The organism is Vibrio sp. Y2-5 (genome assembly GCF_014596725.1).
Classification (GTDB): domain Bacteria; phylum Pseudomonadota; class Gammaproteobacteria; order Enterobacterales; family Vibrionaceae; genus Vibrio.
Map to the genome: position 1 here is coordinate 1 of NZ_JACVEG010000065.1, position 764 is coordinate 764.

The following is a 764-nucleotide window of genomic DNA, read 5'->3' on the forward strand; positions in this document are numbered from 1 at the left end:
TAAAACATAAACAATTGGACTATATACAGCTTTCAATCCTCATCGCTACACACTTGTCCATTACCCTTGTACAATATAGTAACTTCTCTTTTTTTTGGTAAATTTGATCACCTACAAATAGCTTTTAACCATTTTTTTTAAATCTCACATACCAAGTTAAATTTAGCTTAACATAACAATAAACAATTCGCTTTTCAAAAAATGCTCTATCTTGTTCAATAAACAAAAAACATAAAAAAAAGCCCTGAAAATAGGACTCTTTTTAATAATCATCATTACCACCATTTCATTTAACAGCACTACTATGATTATAAATATAGTTCAACAAAATCACGAAGTATGCCAGTACCTCTCATCTTCCAAGGTGTTGACGCACCTAGCAAGTCTACAATTCCATATCCCTAATTCAAAACATACTCATGCGTTAACAAAAGAAGTTGAAGTGCGCCATATAGCACCACAAAATACCATTAGCCAACTATACCTTTAGCATACAAAAACTATCCAAGTACATAAAATCCCCTAAATTATTTTGACTCAATGTCACCTGGAATATATTCAATTAAGTCCGATAATTTAACATCTAACTTCTCACAGATCGCTATTAAAGTATCTAATCTTAAAGACGACACACTTTCATTATGCCAAAGCTTATTAATAGAATTACGACTCACACCAGTTATCCTTATTAACTCCGCAATATTATCTATATTTTTTTGGGCCATAATCATACGAATGTTATTTACTAACTTCATTCTTCTTAC

Annotated in this window: 1 protein-coding gene; it reads right to left on the reverse strand. The window is 30.9% G+C overall.

What is annotated here, in order from left to right; translation table 11 throughout:
* Positions 1–527: 527 nt before the first annotated feature.
* A partial coding sequence (locus tag HUO09_RS21920; RefSeq protein WP_223159545.1) for a helix-turn-helix transcriptional regulator occupies positions 528–764 on the reverse strand: 237 nt, incomplete at its 5' end.